Origin of the sequence: Dactylosporangium maewongense (assembly GCF_039531485.1) — a bacterium.
Lineage (GTDB): Bacteria > Actinomycetota > Actinomycetes > Mycobacteriales > Micromonosporaceae > Dactylosporangium > Dactylosporangium maewongense.
The window spans coordinates 75,128-92,043 of sequence record NZ_BAAAQD010000013.1; the positions used below are offsets into that span (position 1 = coordinate 75,128).

Here is a 16,916-nt window from a genome sequence, read left to right on the forward strand (position 1 = left end):
GCTGAGATGAACATCCAACGAGTCGTCGTCGGGTACGACGGATCCGACGAGGCACGCAAGGCGGTCGACTGGGCCGCCGCCGAGGCCGCGCGGGCGCGGGCCCAGCTGCGGATCGTGCACGGCTACCAGGTCGTGTGGCCCGGCGTGTACTACGACGTCACGGCCGAGCTGATCGAGGCGGCGGAGCGGGCCGGCGAGCAGCTCGTCGCCGAGGCCGTCGCCCGTGTCCGCGACCGCCACGACGGGCTCGACGTCGTCGGCGTCGCCGTCCACGCGCCCGGCGCGGCGACGCTGCTCGACCTGGGCGAGGCCGCCGGCCTGCTGGTCGTCGGCAGCCGCGGCGCCGGAGGGGTCAGCAACCTGCTGCTGGGCTCGGTGAGCCAGCAGGTCGCCACGCACGCCCGCACGCCCGTCGCGGTCGTGCGCGGGCACTCCGACACGGTCACCGGCCCGGTCGTGGTCGGGGTCGACGGCTCGCCGTCGGCGGAGACGGCGCTGCGGCTGGCGTTCGAGGCGGCCGCCGCGCGAGGCACCGAGCTCGTGGCGGTCCGCGCCTTCGTGCCGCCGTCACCGGTGCTGGTCCCGCGCGAGGCGGCCGAGGCGGCGGAGCGGGCGGCGCTGGAGTCGTCGCTGGCCGGGTGGCGCGAGCGGTACCCCGGCGTGAAGGTCGAGGCGCTGCTGGCCGCCGGACGGGCCGCCAAGGTGCTCATCGGCGTGTCGCACACGGCACAGCTGGTGGTGGTCGGCAGCCGCGGGCACGGCGGGTTCGCCGGGCTGCTGCTGGGGTCAGTCGGGCAGCAGCTGATGCAGCACGCCGAGTGCCCGGTGCTGATCGCGCACGCGCCGTCGGCCACCTGAGCCGCTGGTCCTACGGCGAAGGTCCCGCCCTGCGCGGGACCTTCGCCGCTGGGCGGTGGGGGTGGACGGTGGGAGGGTCGAGGCATGACCACGACGTTGACGGACCCGGCCGGGCTCAGCGCCAGGGAGGTCACCGTGCTGCGGGAGCGGCACGGGCGCAATGAGCTTCCGGCCGCGCCGCCACCGTCCATCGTCGCGCGGATCGGCGTGCAGCTGCGGGACCCGCTGATCGTCGTGCTGCTGGTCGCCATGGTCGTGACCGCGGCCCTGCGGGACGTCAGCGACCTGGTCGTCATCGCGCTGGTGATCGTCCTCAACACCACCGTCGGCGTCGTGCAGGAGCTGCGCGCCGACCGGGCGGTGGCGGCGCTGCGCCGCATGGCCGCCCCGCACGCACGGGTCCGCCGCGACGGCGCCGACGTCTCCGTCCCCGCCGCCGAGCTGGTGCCCGGCGACGTCGTGCGGGTCGAGGCCGGCGACATCGTCCCCGCCGACCTGCGGGTCGTCGAGGCGGTCCGGCTGGCCCTGGACGAGTCGGCGCTCACCGGCGAGTCGATGACGGTGGCCCGGTCCGCCGGTGACGAACTGTCCGCGGGCACCGTCACCGCCACCGGGCGCGCCACCGGTGTCGTCGTGCGCACCGGCGAGCACAGCGCGCTGGGCCGCATCGCCGCCCTGGTCGCCGGGCAGCCACGGCGGCAGACGCCGCTGCAGCGCCGGCTCGTCGGGCTCGGCAAGGTCCTCGCCCTGACCGCGGTCGCGCTGTCCGGGGTGGTGTTCCTGGTCGGCGTGCTGCGCGGCCAGCCGGTCGCCGAGATGCTGCTGGCCGCGGTGAGCCTCACCGTCGCCGCAGTGCCCGAGTCGCTGCCGGCGGTCGTGACCCTGGCCCTGGCCCTCGGCGCGCACCGGATGGCACGGCGGTCGGCGATCGTGCGCCGGCTGCCCGCCGTGGAGACCCTGGGCTCCGTCACCGTCCTCGCCACCGACAAGACCGGCACGCTCACCGAAGGGCTGATGAGCGTCGAGCGGCTCCTGCTGCCCGACGGCGGCGAGATCACTCTGACCGGCACCGGCTACGCCCCTTCCGGGACCGCGACACCCGAGCCGGGCGCCGCCGGGCTCGAGCTCGCCCGGGCGCTCGTGCTGTGCAACGACGCTGACCTCGACCACGCCCGGCCTGCATGGGCGCCGGTCGGCGACCCGATGGAGGCCGCCCTGCTCGCCGCCGCCGGACGGTGCGGCATCGACCTGGCGGTGCGGCAGGAGTTCCCCCGCGTGGCCGAGGTCCCGTTCGATGCCGTGCGCCGCCGCATGACCACCGTCCACACCGACCCTGCCGGCGGATACCTGGTCGTGTCCAAGGGCGCGCCCGACGTGCTGCTCACCACCACACCGCCGGTCTCCACCACCGACGACCACCAGGCATTCGCCACCGACGGCTACCAGGCCCTTGCCATCGAGGGCTACCGTGCGCTTGCCGCTGAGGGCTATCGGGTGCTCGCCGTCTCGGGTGCGCACCGGGACTCCATACCGACGCCTGAGGACGCCGAACGGGACCTGCGGCCGCTCGGGCTGGTCGCCCTCATCGACCCGGTGCGGAAGGCGGCGCCGGCGGCCGTGGCCGCGTTGCGGGACGCGGGCATCGAGGTCATCCTCATCACCGGGGACCACCCGGCGACTGCTGCTGCGATCGCCGAGCGGGTCGGCCTCGCCACCCCCGGCGCAAGGGTCGCGCTCGGCACCGACCCGACCAGCCACGCCACGCCACCCCACGGCCCGGACGGCGCCGCGCCTCCCCACAGCCTGGGCATCGATGCGCCGCAGAACGGGGCGGGCGGTGCGGTGCCCGTCGTGTATGCGCGGACCAGTCCCGAGCAGAAGCTGACCATCATCGAGGGGCTCCAGCGCCGTGGTGCCGTCGTGGCCATGACCGGCGACGGCGTGAACGACGCGCCGGCTCTGCGGCGGGCCGACATCGGGGTCGCGATGGGCCGTGGCGGCACCGAGGCCGCGCGCCAGGCCGCGGACCTCGTCCTCGCTGACGACAACCTCGCCACCGTCGCCACGGCGGTGCGTGAGGGGCGGCGCATCTACGCCAACATCCGCCGCTTCCTCGTGTACGCGCTGTCCGGCGGTGCCGCCGAGGTGCTCGTCATGCTCGCCGGGCCGTGGCTGGGCATGCCCGTGCCGTTGCTGCCGGCGCAGATCCTGTGGATCAACATGATCACGCACGGGCTGCCGGGTGTCGCGCTGGGCGGCGAGCCTGCCGTACCCGACCTGATGCGGCGGCGGCCGCGCCGCCCGGACCAGGCGATCCTCGGTGGGCTGGCCGCGCCGATCGCCGTCACGAGCGCGCTGATCACGGCCACGGTCCTGGCCGCGGCGCTGTGGACGCGGCACGCCGGCGGTCCGTGGCAGAGCGTGCTGTTCCTGGTGCTCGGCCTCGCCCAGCTCGGCGTCGCCCTCGCCCTGCGGGCCCGTGGCGGCGGGCAGCGCAACTGGAGCCTGGACGCCGCCGTCGGCCTGTCCCTCGTCCTGCAGCTCGCCGCCGTCTGGCTCCCGCCGCTGCAGTCCCTGCTCGGCACGACGCCGCTGACCCTGACCCAGACGCTGGCCTGCGCTGCGGCGGCCGCCGTCCCGGGCCTGGTGACCTTCCTTCTCGGCCACCACGTCCGGCGGGCCGCTCCGACCGGATAACCGCTGTGTCCGGCCGGACCGCCTGCTATGCCGGGCCGCCTGCTACGCCGGTCCGGCAGGCGCCACAACAGGCGACGGCACGACGGCGGGCGCGCTGTCGGACGGCTGGGTGCCGGTGCAGCAGGTCTCCACGACGATGGGCTTGTCCCCGACGTCGGAGTCTCCCTTGACCACGTACACCTCCCATGGCTCGTCGCCCGGGCCCCGCACCCAGACCTTGTCCTGCAACGCGTAGCAGCACTCGGTGTCGCCCTCGGCCAGGGTGATGAGTCCCGCCCCGGTCAGCCGGCCGGTCGCGGCGTCGACGGCCTCGGTGGTCTCGACCTCGACGCCGAGGTGATCCAGTGCGGTCGGCCGGCCGGGTTCGCCTTCCAGCAGGACGAGCTTCAACGGGGGTTCCGCGATCGCGAAGTTCGCATAGCCGGGGCGGCGCTTGGCCGGTTCGGTGCCGAACAACTTCGAGTAGAACGCCACTGACGCTTCCAGGTCCGGGACCCGGAGCGCGAGCTGGACACGGGACATCGCACACCTCCACACGGTTGCTCAGGCCTACCTCCAAGCAGCATGCCCCACCGCGCCGCCGCGATGGCGACCGCCACACCAGTCCTGGGCGTTCGTATCGCGTTGCGCGCCGGGCCGTCGATGGTTACCGTCTGCTTGCCGACTGATCCTTCCAGGAGTTGAGATGCCCGGTCGTTCGAGCACGCGTTGACGTTTGGGCCGTGAGCGGCCCCGGTCATCGCGTGCTGCCTTCGAAAGCGCGGCACAGCGAGCACTCCCCGCCTGAACCCGTTCACGCGTCTGCGGAACGGGCGGCGGGCCGTTGTCTTCGGCAACCCGAGGGGTCTTCCGTGCCGTCCGCGTCTTCCGCTGTGCCCGATTCCGAACCCGCCGCTCCGTCCGCTCTCTGGCGCGACGCCGACTTCCGCAGGCTCTGGGTGGGGCAGACCGCCTCGCAGCTCGGCGAGCACGCGAGCCTGGTGGTCCTGCCGCTGATCGCCGTGCTGACGCTGCATCTCGACGTCGGCGGGCTCGGTGCGCTCCGGGCCGTCGGGCAGGCGCCGTTGCTGCTGCTGTCGTTGTTCATCGGCGCCTGGGTGGACCGGTGGCGCGCCCGGAACGTCATGATGCTGGCGGACCTCGGCCGCGCGTTGGTGCTGGCCGGGGTCGCCGCGGCCGCCCTCGCCGGCGGCCTCGACCTGCCGATCCTCCTGGTCGCGGGGTTCGCGCTGGGGACGATGTCGGTGTTCTTCGACGTGGCGTACCAGGCGTTGCTCGTACGGATGCTGCGGCGCGACCAGTTGCTGCGCGGCAACAGCGCGCTCGAGGGCAGCCGGTCCGCGGCGCAGATCGGTGGTCCGGCGCTCGGCGGGGCGTTGGTGTCGCTGCCGTCGGCGTCGATCGCGGTGGTGGCCAACGGGTTGTTGTTCGCGCTGTCGTTCGGGTCGGTCTCGCGGATCCGGCACCGCGAGCCGGCCCCGGAGCGCGCCGGCCGGGCCCCGCACGTGTGGCGGGAGGTCAGGGAAGGCGTCCGCTTCGTCGCCGGTGAGGCGTCGCTGCGGGCCGTGTGCCTGGCCTCCGGTGCGTTCCAGTTCTCGTTCGCGGCCGTGATGACCGCGTATCTGGTCTACCTCACCGAAGACCTGCGCCTGCCGGGCGGCGCGGTCGGGCTGGTGCTCGCGGCGACCGGACCCGGGGCGCTCGCCGGGGCGCTGCTCGCCGCCCGCCTGCCCGGCAGGTTCGGCCACGGCGTGGTGCTGGTGTCCGCAGCGACGATCGGCAACGGCGCGCTGCTGCTCGTGCCGGCGGTGCAGGGCACCCCCACGGTGACGGTGCCGGCGCTCGCCGCGATCAACCTCGTGGCCGGGGCCTTCGGACAGCTGGTCAACGTCACCGTCATGGCCATCCGGCAGGCCGTGACCCCGGACGGGATGCAGGGCCGCGCCGCCGCGACGATCACGTTCGCCGGCATGGGCCTGACCCCGCTGGGCTCGCTGCTCGGCGGCTTCCTCGCGGGCGAGCTGGGGTTGCGCACCGCCATCCTCGTCGCGGCCGCCGGCATGATGGTGTCACCGCTGGTGATGGTCCTGTCCCCGCTCGTACGCCTCGGACGGGAGCTACCCGTGCCGGAGGACCGCTGAGCCGCGGCCGACAACGGTCCGAGACGCCGCCGCTACGGCCGGGCCGTGCGGCGGCGGCGACGGACCAGCCGGATGACGAGGGCGGCGATCAGCAGCACCGGTGACAGCACGCAGAGCGCGAGCACGCCTGCCTGCGCGATCACCGACCAGCGGGCGGGCAGCGCCGCCGGCGCTGGCACCGGGCCACCGAACCGCCCGTCGCGGAGCAGGTCCTGCGCGATGTCGATGGAGCTGACGTCGCCCGGCGGGTCCAGCACGACGCTCACGGTGCCGTCTGGTCGCAGCGCCAGCACGCGGACGTGCCGGGTCTCTGACCAGCCCGTATCGTCCGGTTCCAGCAGGATTTCGTCTTCGAGTTCGTATTGCACGACGATGAGGGTGTCGCCGTGCCAGCCGAGCGCTCGTACCGCCGGACCGGTCACCGTCGGCAGCGCCGGCCCTTCGCGGTCCGCGCCGGTGGCGGCGTCTGCGTAGGAGACGCGCCATCGCCGGGCGGCGAGCCGATCGTGGTCGCACTCCTTTGTGTTCGTGCAGCCGTCGATGGTCAGCAGTGCCACGGCCGAACTGTCCGGTGTGTAGGCGCCCGCGCCGGCCAGCCGCCGGTCGCCGAGGTCGCGGGTCCACAGCCGCCGGCCGGCGGCGTCGTAACCGCGCAACTCGGTGCCGCCCGCGGAGGGCCTCGTCGCGACGAACCCGTGGCCGTCCGGCGCGAACGCCGCCACCCACGCTGAGGCGACGGGGTCGCGCGCGAACACGTCGTCGACCGGGACCAGCGCGCCGCTGGCCAGGTCGACCAGAATGTACTGTGCCCGTCGGCGGTCGGTTCCTGGATCAAAGTCGTTGTTGTCGCCGTGCAGTACCAGGACGGCGCCGCTGTCCGGCCGCCACGCCGCGACCTCGAAGCAGCAGGCCGGCGGCCCGTCGCCGTAGCCGCGGCTACGGCCGGTGCGCAGGTCGGTGACCACCAGCCACCCGGCCGGACCGCCGGTCAGCATGCTCTGCGCGACGAGGTTGCCGTCCGGAGACAGCCGCACATCCTGCCCGGCACGCAGCTTGTCGTCCGGATAGCGCAGCATACGGTAGGCGCCGTTACGGCCGACAACGGCGAGCTTGCCGCCCTCTTCCTCGAAGGGGTAGGGGTCGCTGCTCAGCCCCCAGCTGTAGCCGCCGAACAGCACCGTGGCCGGGCCGGGCGGCGCCATGCCGACCGTCGCCTGCCAGAAGTACGGCAGCTCGATGCCGGCGGGGACGGCCGGGTCGCCCTGGGCGGGCCGGGACTCCAGGTGTACGCCGGGCAGGACGGCCACGGCCGCGCAGAGCAGCGCCACGACGACGGCCGCGACGACCCTGCTCCGGCGCCGCTGCCGCCGCCCGCGCCGCCACGGGTCGTCGGACAGCCGGGCGGGCGGCATCCGCTCCCCCAGCTCACGCAGCGTGTCACGCAACGGCACGGTCATGACATCACCTCGGCCAGCTCGGGCGCTTTGACACGGAGGGCGGCGAGGGCGTCCCGGGTCTGGCTCTTCACGGTCGACACCGAGCAGCGCAGCGCCTCGGCGGTCGCGGCCTCGGTCAGGTCCTCGAAGTACCGCAGGACCAGCACGGCCCGCTGCCGGGGCGCCAGCTTCGCCAGCGCGGCCTGGACCGCGAGCGCGGTCGTGACGGCGTCCGCCCGGTCCGGCACCGCGCGGTCCGGCAGCTGATCGCTCACGTGCACCTGCCGCCAGCGCCGCCGCCACAGCGACACGTGCTGGCTGACCATCACCCGCCGCACGTACGGGTCGGGGTCCCCGCCGGCCACCACCCGCTCCCAGTGCCGGGCGACCCGGACCAGCGTCACCTGCACGAGGTCCTCGGCGGCGTGCCGGTCACCGCACAGCAGGTAGGCCATGCGGGACAACGCCGCCAACCGGCCCGCCACGTACGCACGGAACGACTCCTCAGCCTCCACGACACCTCCCTACCGGGACACACGCCCGCAGTCCCGCGCGCGGACGGGTGCGTGGGGGGATGCATCGTAACCACGACGAGTGGGCGGCGGGCCCGGACCGGCCCGCCGCCCACCGTGCCGGTGGTGCTGTCAGTCGAGGATCTCGACGACCTGCTCGACGGGCAGGCGCGGGGTGTGGGCCGGGCCGGCGTGGTCGGGGTCCGTGGTGCCGAGGCGCAGGACCAGGTACGGGTAGCCGACCTCGCCCAGCATGCGCCGCAGCGCCTGGCGGGTGAAGTCGAGCTCGACGGGGCTGCTCAGCGGCAGGACCGCGGCGCCGTGCTCGGTCGCGGCGAGCCAGATCTCGCTGAGGGCCTCGCCGGCGCGGAGCCAGTCGGAGGGTTCGTCGCCGTCGCCGTACAGGACGGCGTAGGCGGCGGCCTCGTCGTGGCCGGAGCCGGCCGGGAGGTTGCCGCTGACGCCGAAGTCGCGTTCGGCGACCGTGGTGAGCGGCAGCTCGGCGGGGATCACGGTGTCGGGCAGGCCGGTGCCCGACGGGCGGTCGCCGCCGACCCACTCGGCCGTCTCGGCGCGCATCCGTTCGTCGTGCCGCTCCGCGTCGCCGGCGTGCTCGATGACGACGGCGAGCTGGAGGACCTGGTCGCGGGTGAGCAGGTGCAGGCGGGAGCCCTCCTGCCCGGCCGCGGCGACCAGCGCCTCGCGCACGGCCGCGGACACCGGCTCGTCGCTGACCACCCGCCGGTCGGTGCGCCGGACCTGCAGCAGTTGCAGGCGCCGCATCGCGCCGGGGTCGGCGGGCCCGGCCTGCGAGGCGTGCACGACCGCGAGCGGCGTCGCGTCGTCGGCCGTGGTGGACCCGTCGCCGGCGGATCGCGCGACGTCGTACGTCCAGCCGGAGGCGTCCAGGGCGACCCGCGCGTGGTGCAGCGCCGCGCCGCAGCTGACCAGCAGGAGGCGCCCCGCCGGGTCCTGCTCGCGCAGCTGGCGGCCGGGCACGGCGTACAGCGACAAGGACGAGCCCTGCACGACCCAACGCCACGGCTGGGTGTTGTGCACGGAGGGCGCCAGCCGGGCGGTGTCCGCCGCCCGGGCCAGCGTTTCGGTCGCCGTGCTCATCCCTGTGCCGCCCAGTCGCCGAGGGTCCAGTCGCGGACCTCGGGCAGGTCCTCGAGGTGCTCCACGACGTAGGTCTCGTGCTCGGCGAGTTTCTGCTCGCACCACGCCTTCAGCTCGGCGGCGCCGCGCGGCAGCCGCTTCGCGTTGTTGATGGCGTCGATGACGAGGTGGAAGCGGGAGGCGCGGTTGCGGACGGTCATGTCGAACGGGGTCGTGGTGGTACCCTCCTCGATGAAGCCACGCACCCGGAACCGGTCGGCGTCGGGGCGGCCGTGGACGAGCTGGTGGATGGCGCCCGGGTAGCCGTGGAAGGCGAAGACGACGTCGACGTGGTCGGTGAACAGCTCGGTGAACCGGGTCGGGCTCATCCCGTGCGGGTGGTCCTTCGGGCGGGGCAGCGTCATGAGGTCCACGACGTTGACGACCCGGACCTTGAGCTTCGGCAGCCGCTCGCGGAGGATCTGCGCGGCGGCGACGGTCTCCATCGTGACGACGTCACCGGCGCAGGCCAGCACGATGTCGGGGTCGGTGGAGCCGTCGTCGGTGCCGGCCCAGTCCCAGATCCCCGCGCCCGCCGCGCAGTGCTCGATGGCCTGGTCCATGCTCAGCCACTGCAGCTGCGGCTGCTTGTCGATGACGATGAGGTTGATGTACGAGCGGGAGCGCAGGCAGTGGTCCGCGACGGACAGCAGCGTGTTGGCGTCCGGCGGCAGGTAGACGCGGGCCACGTCGCCGCGCTGGGTGAGCACGACCTGGATGAGCCCGGGGCCCTGGTGCGAGAAGCCGTTGTGGTCGTTGCGCCACGCGGTCGAGGTGAGCAGCACGTTCAGCGACGGCACCTTCGCCCGCCAGTCGAGCCGTTTCGCCTCCTGCAGCCACTTGCCGTGCTGCACCGTCTGCGACGCGGAGACCATCGCGAACGCCTCGTACGTGGCGAACATGCCGTGCCGTCCGGTGAGGGTGTAGCCCTCCAGCCAGCCGTGGCAGTTGTGCTCGGAGAGCACCTCCATGACCCGCCCGTCGCGACCGATGGCGACGTCGGCGTCGGTGACCCGCTCCATGAAGGCGCGGTCGGAGACCTCGAAGACGGCGCCGAGCCGGTTGCTGTTGGTCTCGTCGGGGCAGAAGAGGCGGAAGCGGTCGGGGTTGCCGCTGTACACGTCGCGCAGCATCTCGCCGAGGCGCCGGGTCGACTCCGCGCGGGAGGCGCCGGGCTCGTCGACCTCGACCGCGTACTTGCGGAAGTCGGGGATGTCGAGGTCCCGGGTGAGCAGGCCGCCGTTGGCGTGCGGGCTGGCGCTCATCCGCAGGTCACCGCCGGGGGCGAGGCCGGACACGAGGGCGACGGGTGCCCCGGCGTCGTCGAACAGCTCCTCCGGCCGGTACGAACGCAGCCAACGCTCCAGGATCGCCAGGTGCTCCGGGTTGTCCTTGACGCCGGACAGCGGCACCTGGTGGGACCGCCACGTGCCGGTGACCTTGACGCCGTCGACCTCCTCGGGCCCGGTCCAGCCCTTCGGCGACCGGAGGATGATCATCGGCCAGCGGGGCCGGGTGCCGTCCCAGTCGGTGCTGCGGGCGGCGGTCTGGATGGCGTGGATCTTGCCCCACGCCTCGGCGAGGGTGGCGGCGAAGCGGTGGTGCATGCCGGGCAGGTCCGAGCCGCTGACCTCGAGGACCTCGTAGCCGTGGCCCTCCAGCAGCGAGCGCACCTCGGCGGGTTCCTTGCGGCCGAGCACCGTCGGGCCGGCGATCTTCGCGTCGTTGAGGTGCAGGATCGGCAGGACGGCGCCGTCGCGGGCCGGGTTGATGAACGAGACGCCCTTCCACGAGCCTTCGAGGGGGCCGGTCTCGGCCTCGCCGTCGCCGACGACCGCGACGGTCAGCAGGTCGGGGTTGTCCATGACGGAGCCGAACGCATGGACGAGGACGTAGCCGAGCTCGCCGCCCTCGTGGATGGAGCCGGGCGTGGTGACGGAGACGTGGCTGGGGATGCCGCCGGGGCTGGAGAACTGCCGGAACAGCCGCAGCAGGCCTTCCTCGTCCTGCGACACCGCCGGGTAGACCTCGCTGTAGGTGCCCTCCAGGTAGCCGGCGGCGACGAGCGCGGGGCCGCCGTGGCCGGGACCGGCGAGGTAGATCGCCTGCTGGCCGGTGAGCCGGATGAGCCGCGACACGTGCGCGTAGATCAGCGACAGGCCGGGGCTGGTGCCCCAGTGACCGAGCAGCCGGGGTTTGATGTCCTCGGGGGCGAGCGGGCGGCGCAGCAGCGGGTTGCCCTGCAGGTAGATCTGGCCGATGGTGAGGTAGTTGTTCGCTCGCCACCACGCGTCCAGCTGGGCGATCTCGTCGTCAGTGGGCCGGCCGAGGGCAGAGGTGCGGTCCGCGACAGTGGTCACCGGACGTCCTTTCTCCGATATGCGTGTTCAGGTTTGCGGTCGCAATGTCAACATTCCATCCCGGGCATATGAGGCCGAGGCTACGCGAGCTGCCGCGGCCGTGCATGCGGGACGCGTCAGAAGATCACGGTTGACCGGGCAGGCCGATGGTGTCGGTGCCGGAGCGGCGGACGGACGGCGGGACCGGTTCCAGGTCGTCGACGGGCACACCGACCCGCATCGCGATCGCCGGGTGACCGACGCCGCCGAGCAGCCGCCGCAGCGCCACCCGGACCGCCGGCACCTCGACGACCTCGCTGATCGGCGAGGCGGCCAGCCCGCGGGCGGTGAGGGTGAGCCAGACGTCGGAGAGTGCCTCGCCGGCGGCGACCCAGTTCGAGGGTTCCTCCTCCTCGACGGTGAGAATGACGTACGCGGTGCCGCGGTCCGACCCGGTGCCCGGTTCGAGTGCCGCCGGGCGCGCCAGGTTGAAGTCCCGGGGCGCGATGGTGCGGTGGGTGTCCGGGACGGTGCTGCGGGGCGAGACGCCGTCCCGGTCGTCCCGGTCGCGGGTCGTCCAGGCGAGCAGGTCCTCCCGGATCCGCGCGTCGCCGTGCTCCGCCTCCCCCGCGTGCGCGACCGCGGAGGCGAAGGCCGTCACCTGGTCGTCGCGCACCACGTGCAGGTGGGTGCCGTGCCGCTCGGCCGCGGCGCGCAGCTCGTCGAGCACGGCGTCGCCGGGGCGGGTGTCGCCGAACGGTCGGCGGTCCGTGCGGCGCTGGTAGATCGCCCGGTACAGGAAGGCGTCCGCGGTGCGCTGCCGTCCCTGACGGATCCGGGCGACCAGGTCCGGCCGGTCCGGGTCCGGCAGCCGGACGATGCCGGCGTCGTAGCCGGCGGCGAGCAGCGCCACGGTCGCATGGTGCAGCGCGGTGCCGCAGCTGAGCAGCAGGAGCCGGCCGTCGGGGTCGATGCCGTCCAGGCGGCGGGACCGGTCGGCCCACAGCTCGGCGTTGTTGCCGGCGAGCCGCCACCGCCACGGCTGGGTGTTCAGGATCGACGGAGCGCGCAGCGCCGCGATCGAGGCCTCGGCGACCTGGTCGATCTCGGCTCGCAGGTGCGGTGTCATGGCGGCCTCCCGTTCAGTGGGCTCACATCGACTCTCGCCCACGCCCGGGTTCCGTGGCAGGGCCGGTGGTCCCGTCCCGGCGGGACCCCCGGCCCTCACGGCCGTCAGCCAGTCATTGCACGAGCCTGAGGCTGGTGATGGGGTGGCAAACCGCAATGAGTGCGGCGGAGCTCAACCCCGACGACGCCGCGCAGGCGCCGGCGCTCGTCCGCGACCGGCAGCAGCAGGTCCTCGCGGTCCCGCCGCTGCCCGGCTGGTTCTGGGCGCGCGCCTGCGGGCGATCGTCACCCGGTCCTGACCGTCACCGGACCGGCCGCGTCGGGCTGACAGCCTGAGGCGGTGGCGCCGGCAGACCGCCCGGCGCCACCGCCCGCACTCCGGTCACTGGTGGGCGGCGCCGTAGTAGGCGGTCCGCATGATGGCGCGGAGGTCGTCCAGCATCGGCATGCGCGGGTTCGCCGGGGCGCACTGGTCCAGGTAGGCGTTCATCGCCTGCTGCGGCAGCGCGTCCAGGAACGTCTGCTCGTCGACGCCGACGGCCTGGAACGACGGCTCGATGCCGACCTCGGCGCGGAGGCGCTCCACGGCGGCGGCGTAGGACTCCACGCCCTCCTCGGGGGTGCCGGCCGGCAGCCCGAGCGCCTGGGCGATCTGCTGGAAGCGCTCCGGGGCCACGTACCGCTCGTACTTCGGCCAGGCGGTCAGCTTCGCCGGCACCGTGCCGTTGTGGCGGATGACGTGCGGTAGCAGGATCGCGTTGGTGCGCCCGTGGGCGATGTGGAACGTGGCGCCCAGGGTGTGGGCCAGGGCGTGCACCATGCCGAGGAACGCGTTGCCGAAGGCCATGCCGGCGATCGTCCCGGCGTTGTGCATCTTCTCCCGCGCGGTCGCGTCGGTGCGGCCCTGGTGCACCGCCGCCGGCAGGTACTGGAACACCAGCTTGATCGCGTGCAGGGCGAGGCCGTCGGTGTAGTCGTTGGCGTACACGGACACGAACGCCTCGGTGGCGTGGGTGAGGCAGTCGAAGCCGCTGTCGGCGGTGACGTTCGCCGGCAGGTCGGCCGTCAGCACCGGGTCGATGATCGCGACGCTCGGGGTGAGCGCGTAGTCGGCCAGGGGGTACTTCATGCCGGTCTTCGTGTCGGTGATGACGGCGAACGGGGTGATCTCCGCGCCGGTGCCGGACGTGGTCGGGACGCAGACGAGCCGGGCCAGCCGGCCCAGGGCCGGGAACGTGAACGCCCGCTTGCGGATGTCGAAGAACTTCTCCCGCATGTCGGTGAACTCGGTGCCGGGGTTCTCGTACAGCAGCCACATCACCTTCGCCGCGTCCATCGGCGAGCCGCCGCCGAGGGCGATGATCGTGTCGGGGCGGAACGAGCCCATCAGCTCGGCGCCCCGCTCGACGGTCGCCATCGTCGGCTCCGGCTCGACGTCGTCCAGGATCTGCACGGTGACCGGGTTGGCGCTGCCGCGCAGGACGCCGCGGATGCGGTCGACGTAGCCGAGCCTGGTCATCGTCGGGTCGGTGACGATCGTGACCCGGTGGACGTCGGGCATGTCCGCCAGGTACCGGATGGCGTTGGGCTCGAAGTAGATCTTCGGCGGGACCTTGAACCACTGCAGGTTGTTGGTGCGCCGGCCGATCCGCTTGATGTTGAGCAGGTTCACCGCCGAGACGTTGCCGGACACCGAGTTGCGGCCGTAGCTGCCGCAGCCGAGCGTCAGCGACGGCAGGAAGGCGTTGTAGACGTCGCCGATGCCGCCCTGCGACGACGGCGAGTTCCAGATGATCCTGACCGCCTTGACCCGCCGGCCGTAGGCCTCCGCGGTGGCGGCGCCGGCGGTGTGGATGACCGCGCTGTGCCCGAGCCCGTCGAGCTCGACCATCTGCTCGGCGAGGCGGAAACCCTCCTCCGTCGAGCCGGCGCGCAGCACGGCGAGGACCGGGCACAGCTTCTCCCGGGTCAGCGGCTCGTCGGGGCCGACCCCGCCGACCGGCACGAGGATGACCGAGGTGTCCGCCGGCACGTCGAAGCCCGCCCCGGCCGCGATCCACGCCGCGGAGCGGCCCACCACGTCGGGGTTGAGCCTGGCCCCGGCGCAGTTGGAGCCAGCGGCGGCACCGAAGATGAACCGCTCCAGCAGCTCCTTCTCCTGCGGGGTCGCGATGTGCGCGTGCAGCCGCTCGAACTGGGCGAGGGCCTCGCCGGCGATGGCGTCGTCGAGGATGACGGCCTGCTCGGAGGCGCAGATCATGCCGTTGTCGAAGGTCTTGGAGACCACGACGTCGTGCACGGCGCGCACCACGTCGGCGCTGCGTTCGATGTACGCGGGGACGTTGCCGGGCCCGACGCCGAGCGCTGGCTTGCCGGCCGAGTACGCCGCGCGGACCATGGCGCCGCCGCCGGTGGCGAGGATGACGGCCACCCCGGGGTGCCGCATGAGGGTCTGGGTCGCCTCGATGGACGGCGCCTCGATCCACTGGATGCAGTCGCGGGGCGCGCCGGCGGCGACGGCCGCGTCGCGGACCACCCTGGCGGCCTCGGCGCTGCACCGCTGGGCGGCGGGGTGGAACGCGAACACGACGGGGTTGCGGGTCTTCAGCGCGATCAGCGCCTTGAACACCGTCGTCGACGTGGGGTTGGTGACGGGCGTGACGGCGCAGACGACCCCGACCGGTTCGGCGATCTCGACGATGCCGTTGATCTCGTCGCGGGCCACGATCCCGACGCTGCGCAGGCCGGCGAGGCTGTGCGCGATGTGCTCGGAGGCGAAGACGTTCTTGACCGCCTTGTCCTCGAAGACGCCGCGCCCGGTCTCCTCGATCGCGAGCTCGGCGAGGCGGCCGTGCTGGCTGAGCGCCGCGACGGAGGCCTTCTTGACGATGTGGTCGATCTGCTCCTGCCCCAGTGCCGCGTACGCGTCGAGCGCCCGCAGCGCCCTGGTCACCAGGCGGTCGACGGCCGGTGCTGTCCCTTCGACGGCCAGGACGGGCACGTCGAGCGGGGTGAGGGTCCCGGTCACCGTCATCACTTCCTTCCCGAGGGCGGCGCGGACCGCACGGCCCGCGCCTCCATCCTTCGGCGGTCAGGGCATCGATCCCAGTGCCCGACGTCCCGCCCGGGGATGACCAAGGTCCCGCCCACCGACGACGGCGACCGGGCACGACGCATTGCGCACGAGCGTGCCGGTCCCCTCGCCGGCGCCCACGACGACGAGCGACGCGGCCCTCGCGGCGTCGAGCAGCCGGGCGGCGGGGTCGACGCCGTGCAGGGCGTCCAGCGCGACGGCGACGTCGGGGTGCGCGGCGCGCCGGTCGGCGATGGCCCGGCTGAGCAGCAGCCGGGTGGCGGGGTCGTCGCGCGGGTCGTCGGGTCCGCTGACGGCGCACACCCTGACGCCCGTGCCGCGGCGCTGCGCCGTCTCGAACGCGTGGTGGATCGCCGCCGCCGACGGCGCGGCCGGGTCGAGCCCCAGCAGGACCGGGCCGTGCCCGGTGTCGCCGGCGCTCACGACGACGACGGGGCACGAGGCGTACGCCATCACGTGCGCGGTGACGGCGCCGACGTGGATCCGTCCGGCCCCGCCGCGCGCCGGGGGCCGTCCGTGCCCGCGCCGGCCGAGCACGACGACGTCGGCCGAGCGGGCCACCCGTACCAGCGCGGCGGCCGGCGCCCGTTGCACGACCGCCGCCTCGACGTGCACGCCGGGGTGGGCCGCCGCCAGCTCGTCGCGGACCGTGTCGAGCAGCCGCCACGCCTCTGTGTGGGCGTCGGCGGTGAGGTCGGGCGGCAGCAGGCCGGCGTACGCGACCCGGTCCAGCTGGGAGTGCACGAGCCGCACGACGCCCCGCCCGGCGGCGGCCTCGGCGGCGGCGTGGCGGGCCGCCGCCCAGCCGTCCGCGGAACCGTCGAAGCCGGCGACGACCCTGATCCGTGTCGGCATGGCGGTCAGGCGTCGATGTGGCCGAGCCGGGCCGTCGTGTCGTCGAAGCCCCATTCGAGCGCGTCGTCGGTGACGCCGACGACGCCGTCGACGCGGTGGATCAGGCGGACGGCGATCTGGGCGCTGCTGCGCCGGTCGATCTTCCCGGCGAGGGTCACATGGCCGTCCGCGACGGCGACGTCGACCTCGACCGGGTCGATCCACATGATGCCGCGCAGCACCGACTCGATGATGTCGGTGCGGATGGCGGCGTCCTCCCGCAGGTACCGCCGCAGCAGGTCCCGGCGGGAGACGATGCCGACCAGGTTTCCGGCGTCGTCGACGACGGGGAGCCGCTTGACGTCGCGGAGCTCCATGAGCCGGGCGGCTTCGGTGAGCGTCGCGGTCGCGGTGACGGTGACCGCGGGTGCCGTCATCAGCGCCTCGGCGTGCTCGCCGGAGGCCTTCTCCTTCGCCAGGCGCTGCCGGCGGCGTTCGAAGAGGCCGGCGTGCGCGCCGGCGCCCCACTCCACCTTGTGCAGCAGGTCCGCCTCCGAGACGACGCCCAGCACCCGGCGGTCGCCGTCGACGACCGGCACGGCGCTGACCCCGAACTCGACGAGGAGGTCGACGATCTGCTTGTACCCGAGGTCGGGTGCGACGGTGACCACGCCGGTGCTCATCACATCACGTACCAGCAGCGCAGACATCGACCTGCT

The 16,916-nt window shown here is 73.8% G+C and carries 13 protein-coding genes; 4 read left to right on the forward strand and 9 right to left on the reverse strand.

Features of this window, described 5'->3' with window-relative positions:
* Nucleotides 1-6 precede the first annotated feature (6 nt).
* The gene (locus ABD332_RS30505; RefSeq protein WP_344505782.1) at nucleotides 7-858 is read left to right on the forward strand and encodes a universal stress protein; all 852 of its coding nucleotides are present in this window, start codon (nucleotides 7-9) and stop codon (nucleotides 856-858) included.
* An 84-nt stretch (nucleotides 859-942) separates the two neighbouring features.
* A complete protein-coding gene (locus tag ABD332_RS30510) occupies nucleotides 943-3,555 on the forward strand; it encodes a cation-translocating P-type ATPase (RefSeq protein WP_344505783.1) in 2,613 nt (870 codons plus the stop codon).
* 42 nt (nucleotides 3,556-3,597) lie between these two features.
* Here the strand turns inward: ABD332_RS30510 and ABD332_RS30515 are convergent, their stop codons facing one another.
* A complete protein-coding gene (locus ABD332_RS30515) occupies nucleotides 3,598-4,077 on the reverse strand; it encodes an ArsI/CadI family heavy metal resistance metalloenzyme (protein WP_344505784.1) in 480 nt (159 codons plus the stop codon).
* 350 nt (nucleotides 4,078-4,427) lie between these two features.
* Between ABD332_RS30515 and ABD332_RS30520 the strand changes: the two genes are divergently transcribed.
* Nucleotides 4,428-5,696 (forward strand): MFS transporter, encoded by a 1,269-nt coding sequence (locus ABD332_RS30520; protein ID WP_344505785.1) that lies wholly within the window; start codon nucleotides 4,428-4,430, stop codon nucleotides 5,694-5,696.
* Between the two features lie 32 nt (nucleotides 5,697-5,728).
* Here the strand turns inward: ABD332_RS30520 and ABD332_RS30525 are convergent, their stop codons facing one another.
* The 5 genes from ABD332_RS30525 to ABD332_RS30545 form a co-directional block, all read right to left on the reverse strand.
* Nucleotides 5,729-7,153, reverse strand: a complete 1,425-nt coding sequence (locus tag ABD332_RS30525; protein WP_344505786.1) for a hypothetical protein — start codon at nucleotides 7,151-7,153, stop codon at nucleotides 5,729-5,731.
* The gene (locus ABD332_RS30530; protein WP_425552315.1) at nucleotides 7,150-7,587 is read right to left on the reverse strand and encodes a SigE family RNA polymerase sigma factor; all 438 of its coding nucleotides are present in this window, start codon (nucleotides 7,585-7,587) and stop codon (nucleotides 7,150-7,152) included. The genes ABD332_RS30525 and ABD332_RS30530 overlap by 4 nt, the downstream gene beginning before the upstream one ends.
* 189 nt (nucleotides 7,588-7,776) lie before the next feature.
* Nucleotides 7,777-8,763, reverse strand: a complete 987-nt coding sequence (locus tag ABD332_RS30535; protein ID WP_344505788.1) for an Acg family FMN-binding oxidoreductase — start codon at nucleotides 8,761-8,763, stop codon at nucleotides 7,777-7,779.
* Nucleotides 8,760-11,162: a phosphoketolase family protein gene (locus tag ABD332_RS30540; RefSeq protein ID WP_344505789.1), complete on the reverse strand. Its 2,403-nt coding sequence runs from the start codon at nucleotides 11,160-11,162 to the stop codon at nucleotides 8,760-8,762. Before ABD332_RS30540 ends, ABD332_RS30535 begins: the two co-directional genes overlap by 4 nt.
* Before the next feature lie 124 nt (nucleotides 11,163-11,286).
* On the reverse strand, nucleotides 11,287-12,270 hold the full coding sequence (locus ABD332_RS30545; protein WP_344505790.1) for an Acg family FMN-binding oxidoreductase: 984 nt from the start codon (nucleotides 12,268-12,270) through the stop codon (nucleotides 11,287-11,289).
* A gap of 155 nt (nucleotides 12,271-12,425) precedes the next feature.
* Here ABD332_RS30545 and ABD332_RS30550 point away from each other — a divergent pair, with 155 nt between their 5' ends.
* Nucleotides 12,426-12,605 carry a hypothetical protein gene (locus ABD332_RS30550; protein WP_344505791.1) on the forward strand — a complete coding sequence of 60 codons (180 nt, stop codon included), beginning with the start codon at nucleotides 12,426-12,428 and terminating at the stop codon, nucleotides 12,603-12,605.
* A gap of 46 nt (nucleotides 12,606-12,651) precedes the next feature.
* Here the strand turns inward: ABD332_RS30550 and adhE are convergent, their stop codons facing one another.
* Genes adhE through ABD332_RS30565 form a run of 3 tightly spaced genes read right to left on the reverse strand, consistent with a single transcriptional unit; the run spans nucleotide 12,652 to nucleotide 16,907 of the window.
* On the reverse strand, nucleotides 12,652-15,303 hold the full coding sequence (adhE, locus tag ABD332_RS30555) for a bifunctional acetaldehyde-CoA/alcohol dehydrogenase (RefSeq protein ID WP_344505792.1): 2,652 nt from the start codon (nucleotides 15,301-15,303) through the stop codon (nucleotides 12,652-12,654).
* A gap of 57 nt (nucleotides 15,304-15,360) precedes the next feature.
* A complete protein-coding gene (locus ABD332_RS30560; RefSeq protein WP_344505793.1) occupies nucleotides 15,361-16,218 on the reverse strand; it encodes a universal stress protein in 858 nt (285 codons plus the stop codon).
* Nucleotides 16,219-16,223: 5 nt separating this feature from the next.
* Nucleotides 16,224-16,907 (reverse strand): CBS domain-containing protein, encoded by a 684-nt coding sequence (locus tag ABD332_RS30565; protein WP_344505794.1) that lies wholly within the window; start codon nucleotides 16,905-16,907, stop codon nucleotides 16,224-16,226.
* Nucleotides 16,908-16,916 lie beyond the last annotated feature (9 nt).